Origin of the sequence: Streptomyces sp. NPDC048331 (genome assembly GCF_043201215.1) — a bacterium.
Taxonomy (GTDB): Bacteria; Actinomycetota; Actinomycetes; order Streptomycetales; family Streptomycetaceae; genus Streptomyces.
This window is the reverse complement of the sequence record NZ_JBICYT010000022.1, coordinates 140,904-145,938: the sequence shown is the minus strand read 5'-3', so window position 1 is coordinate 145,938 and position 5,035 is coordinate 140,904. Positions and strand designations below refer to the sequence as shown.

The window sequence follows — 5,035 nt, the reverse complement described above, 5'->3', positions numbered from 1 at the left end:
AGGCGAATCCGGCCGCGTCACCAGCCCTCACCCCGCTGACCTGCACCTTCAACCCGGCAGGTACTCCAGAACCCCTGAATTACGCGGAACGCAGGACGTTCGGCCAGGGTTCGAAGCGATGAGCTACCACGATGAGATGACCCGCACCCTTTCCTACGCCTCCCACGACTGCCTCGAAGGCCTGCTGCAGCGAGGTCGCGGCCTGGGCGCGATACGGGCGAGCCAAGATCCGTACGAGGCCGCCGCGTTCGTGTACCACGGAATTCGCCGGGACTGGAAGTGGGACGAACAGACGGACACCCGCTACCTCTACCAGGCACGGCTGATCCAGGACCTGGAGCTGTCGCCGATGCCGGTGGTCGACCAACTGGCGGGGGACGAGGGGGAGTGGTCGCGGGCCGCCGACGTGCTGGAACTGCTCGCCCTCGCCGGTTCGCACGAGGCCAGGGAGGGACTGCGCGCGTACGTACGGCAAGGGGAACACTGGGGCCGCGTACTGGAGTCGATCGCGGACAGCTGGCCGGCCGCATGGTGGGAGGACCTGGGTGACGTCGCGCTCGCCCGGATCGGCGAGGGGGATCAGGAGGCCGTGGGGTCCCGCGAGCCGTGGAGCCGGTTCGGGATCGACGTACCGGGCCGCCCCATTCCGCCGCGACCCTCTCTGGACGGACTGAGCGACGCGGAGCTGCTCGTTCTGCTGGCCACCGACGGCGCGGAGCCCGAGACGAAGATCGATGCACTGCGTGCGCTGACCGGCCGGGAACCGGCCGAGGGTCTGATTCCGCTGGTGCCCTCGCTCGGCACCGGGTACGGCGGTCGGCCACTGCCGTTTCTCCGGCGGGCGGTCGGCCGCCTGGGGTCCCGGGCCGTACCGGCGGCTCGCACATGGGCGTTGGACGAGCGGGCGTGGCTGGCCCGGCTGGGGACGGAGATCCTGGCCGACCACCCACGACCTGAGGCGCTACCGGGGCTCGTGGCCGAACTCACCGACCAGTGGGAGGAGCGCGCCTGGTGCGGCCCGGACGTGACGGCGAAGCGACTGGCCCGCTTCGGACCCGACGCCGCCGACGCCGTACCCGTCCTTCGGGCCTTCTGGCAGCACACCCCGCACTCGTACGAACGGGCCGACTACCTACAGGCGCTCACCGCGATCGACCCGACCGGCCTGGACGACATGTACACCGAGTCGCTGTGGGACTGCGAGAAGCGGGCGCGGTTGCTCGGCATCGCCTCGGCACCCCACCAGCCGCGGACCGCGGAACGCATCGCCGTGCTCCGCGACGACCCGATGGAGACCCCCGAGGTACGGGCCGCCGCCGCAGCCCGGTCGGCCATCACAGCCGGCCCCGACCTGCCCTGACCGGGTGGGTGGCGGGGCCCCAGGCCAGGCCCGCATCGGCCCCAGGCCCGCATCGGTTCCGACCGCTACGTGCCCGGCGCCCGGTACCGGATCCCTCCGGCCTTGCGCAGGGCGTCCATGGTTTCGTCGACGGTCAGGAGGACCGTCGTCTCGAACGAAGCGAGCGCGCCGCCGCCACTGATCGCCAGCGCGACCGCGGCCATCGACACGTTGTCGGGGGCCTCCCACAGGTTGTAGCCGTCGTGCGTGCCGAAGGCGTACCAGAAGCCGTGGAGCTTGCCGCCGACGGACTCGATGTACGCCTGAGCGGCCTTCGCACGATCCTCGGGATGGGCGATCAGCCTCGCCCAGGTCTCCGGTGTGTAACTGAACCTCGACAGATAGAGCGGCATCGGGTCTCCCTCTCGTTCCACCCAGAGATGCCCGAGGGGACGGGACACGCTCCGGTCGCGGCCCGCGAATCCCCCGAACGACTTCTTGATCTACCTCCACACGCACGCATCTCCGCGGAGCGGTGCGTTCGGGCGCGGGTGACCTGCCGAGGGAGCAGTCGGGGCCACCGGGGCCGCCGGAGACACCGGGGCCGCCGGGGCCGCCGGAGCCGCCGGAGGCACCGGAGCCGCCGGGTCCGGATCGACGCCGTCAGAACATCCCTCTGATCCGGACGACCGGGCTTACGCTGCGGAGTTGAGCCCTGCCGCGATCGGCGCACCACTCGATCGCGGCGGGCGCGACGCGTTTCCGTTCTTCACACCCAGGTCCGAGGAGATCCATGGCCGACACCGTCGACTCACTCGTCGCGCGCACGTACGAAGTACTGGTGGAGCTCCTGACCAGCGGCTCCTTGGCGGTGCCGGCGCCGGGTCAGGACCCGTCCGCGGGCCTGCACGAAGTCATCGCGCGCGGCACAGCCCTCGGGCCCGACGGGGCGTGGCTCGTCGCCACGGGCCACGCGGGCCTCGGCGGTCTGGCCATCGCACGCGGACAGACGGACCAGGGCATCGTCCATCTCGACGCCGCGGTCACGTTCGGCTTCAACGACTGTGTGGCGCTCCATGCCGCTCCCATGCGGGCGCTGCATCACGATCCCCGATTCCAGGCCCTGTACCGGCGGATGCGCGTCACCTCGGCCGACCTCGACGAGTTCTTCTGGCTGCACCAGGAGATGCAGATCATGGTGAGGGACGCCCGGACGGCGAGTGTCGACAACATCGGCCGCCTCGACACCGGGGTGTCACCGCTGCCGCAGGCACCCATGCCGACCCGGGAACCGAACACCCCCGGCGTCCTGATCACCCGCATCGATCTCGCCGTGACGCAGACCGCCCTCCAACGGGTCGCGATAAAGGCCGAGTTCGAACGCAGCTCCGGCAATACCGCCCTCGGTCTCATCGACGACTCGTGGGACCACTCCCGTGCCAGACGCGATGCCTGGCACGCGGACGAGCTGGATTCCCGACGCCGACAGGCCGCCGAGGCCCGGGCATTCGTCGAGCGCCCCGGCGCGGACACCGTGCTCGTTCCCTGCCCGCCGCTCGGCTCGATCGCCTACCCGGCCTGAGGAGGAGGGAAGCTCCGACCGGCGCCGAGCAGCCGGCCCGCGTGCCGGCGTCCGGCCCATCGGCGGGTGGGGCGCGTGGGGGTCGCGCCGCGGATCCGTCCGGCCCCCGCGGGGCGGCCGGGTCAGGCAGACCTGTCCTGGGATGTCACCACGGTGAAGAGCGCCCCGTCGGGATCCGCGAGAACCACCCACCGGCTCACGCTGGACGTCTGCACGGGCGACGCGGTCCTGCCGCCCAGCCTGGTCGCGGCCTCGATCACCGCCTCCAGGTCGGGCACGCGGAAGTGGACGTGCCAGCGGGGACGGACCTCCGGGTCCGGTGCCTCCTCGAGCGCGCCGCCGCTGATGCGGGCCACGGTGTCGTGCCCGTGGCGCAGCACGACGTGGGCGTGCTCGTACGAGACCGCGCAGCAGCCGGGGCGCGATCCGGCCCACTCGAGGACCTCCCCGTAGAAGATGGCCGCCGCGAACGCGTCCCGCGTCCGCAGTTCCAGCCACGCGGGCGCGCTACCCCGGCCCACCGACCAGTCGGGGACGACCTCGCCCTGCCAGAAGCCGAAGACGGCCCCGGCGGGGTCCGCCGCCAAGGCGATGCGGCCGGTGCCGAAGGCCACGGGGCCGACGGCCATGGTGGCGCCGCGTTCGAGGATCCGGGCGGCGGTCACGTCGGCGTCCTCGACGGCGAAGTACGGAGTCCACAGCACCGGCGCGCCGAGACTGCCCGCCAGGGTCCCGATGCCCGCTACGGGGGCCCCGTCACGGAAAGCGACCATGATGCCGCCCCCGAGATGGGTGGGCCGGAAGTCCCAGCCGAGCACGCCGGCGTAGAACCGCTGTGTGGATTCGAGATCCCGGGCCAGCAGGCTGACCCAGCACGGCGCACCGAAGATCTCGTGACTCGACGTCGACACAGCTGTCAGCCTCATCTGCCGTTGACGTGGGACGGGACCCTTCCACGGTAGACCGGACGGCGGCGCGGGGCCGCGAGGCGCGGTTCGAACCGCCCCGGTGTTTGGCCGGCGGCAGGGCGGGCAGCCGCGTCGACACATACGGAAGATCCCCGCGACGGGTCCCGCGTGTCGCGGTGCGGTCCATGACCGGGCGGGTCGGGAACCCGACGGGTCACCCCTACCGGGAGGAGTTGTTTCGTGTGACCGAGCATGTGTGGAGCTACGGGCCCGCATCGGGCCACCTGACCTGGGCCGACCTCACCGGGTACCAGGTCGAGGCGACGGACGGCCACATCGGGAAGGTCGACAAACACTCCTACGACGTGGGCGATGCCTACCTGGTCGTCGACACCGGCGTGTGGATCTTCGGCAAGGAAGTCCTCCTCCCGGCGAGCACCGTCTCGCGGATAGACCTTCAGGAGGAGAAGGTCTACGTCAATGCCACCAAGGACCGGATCAAGAACGCTCCCGAGTTCCACCAGGACAAGCACCTGCGTGACCCCGCCTACCGTGCGGAACTCGGTGACTATTACAGCGCCGGCGGGCTGAGCGGTGACGGACCGGTCGGCAGCCACCGCGCCTGAAGGCCGTGCCCCGGCCACGCGGACATATTTCTCGCGCGCGGAAAGTCGAACGCAGAAAATCATGAACGGACCGCTTAACCCGAATTTCGAGGGTAGACGTCTGACAGGACGCCCCGGCGGACCCAACCGTTCCGTCGAATTCCGAAGCGGGAGCGAGGACATCATGATTCTTGTCGGGCTCATTCTGTTGATCGTGGGGTTCCTCACCGGGATCTCCATCCTGTGGACCATCGGGGTCATCCTCCTCGTGGTGGGCGCGGTGCTGTGGATCCTGGGCTCGGTCGGACACGCGGTCGGCGGTCGCCGCCACTATTACTGACAAAAGGACCGCAGAAGGACCGCGGCCCCCGGAATTCCGGTCGGATGAAGCAGTCGGGAGAGTCGGTGGAACAGTCGGGGTTGAAAGGTGAACGCCTTCCCCTCCGACGAAGAAAGATTTCACGCGCTGACGCGCGCCGGGTTTACCGTCGAGGGGGGGGGCCCCCCCCCCCCCCGGGGGCCCCCGCGCCGGCGCGGGGGGGGGGGGGCGGGCGGGGGGGGGGGGGGGGGGGCGCGCGGGGGGAAGAGGGGGGCGCGCGGT

General features: G+C 71.0%; 6 protein-coding genes. 4 read left to right on the top strand and 2 right to left on the bottom strand.

What is annotated here, in order from left to right; genetic code table 11:
- Window positions 1–118 precede the first annotated feature (118 nt).
- Window positions 119–1,360 (top strand): hypothetical protein, encoded by a 1,242-nt coding sequence (locus ACGFYY_RS28310; protein WP_393713580.1) that lies wholly within the window; start codon window positions 119–121, stop codon window positions 1,358–1,360.
- 65 nt (window positions 1,361–1,425) lie between these two features.
- On the opposite strand, the gene ACGFYY_RS28305 is transcribed toward ACGFYY_RS28310, so the two are convergent.
- The gene (locus ACGFYY_RS28305; protein ID WP_393713578.1) at window positions 1,426–1,752 is read right to left on the bottom strand and encodes a GYD domain-containing protein; all 327 of its coding nucleotides are present in this window, start codon (window positions 1,750–1,752) and stop codon (window positions 1,426–1,428) included.
- 380 nt (window positions 1,753–2,132) lie between these two features.
- Here ACGFYY_RS28305 and ACGFYY_RS28300 point away from each other — a divergent pair, with 380 nt between their 5' ends.
- Window positions 2,133–2,921, top strand: coding sequence for a hypothetical protein (locus tag ACGFYY_RS28300; protein WP_393713576.1), 789 nt, complete (start codon window positions 2,133–2,135; stop codon window positions 2,919–2,921).
- A gap of 122 nt (window positions 2,922–3,043) precedes the next feature.
- Here the strand turns inward: ACGFYY_RS28300 and ACGFYY_RS28295 are convergent, their stop codons facing one another.
- Window positions 3,044–3,832 (bottom strand): VOC family protein, encoded by a 789-nt coding sequence (locus ACGFYY_RS28295; protein WP_393713574.1) that lies wholly within the window; start codon window positions 3,830–3,832, stop codon window positions 3,044–3,046.
- 239 nt (window positions 3,833–4,071) lie between these two features.
- On the opposite strand from ACGFYY_RS28295, the gene ACGFYY_RS28290 reads away from it, so the two are divergent.
- A complete protein-coding gene (locus tag ACGFYY_RS28290; RefSeq protein ID WP_365272152.1) occupies window positions 4,072–4,455 on the top strand; it encodes a PRC-barrel domain-containing protein in 384 nt (127 codons plus the stop codon).
- 163 nt (window positions 4,456–4,618) lie between these two features.
- Window positions 4,619–4,774 (top strand): DUF6131 family protein, encoded by a 156-nt coding sequence (locus ACGFYY_RS28285; RefSeq protein WP_181382819.1) that lies wholly within the window; start codon window positions 4,619–4,621, stop codon window positions 4,772–4,774.
- Window positions 4,775–5,035: the final 261 nt, after the last annotated feature.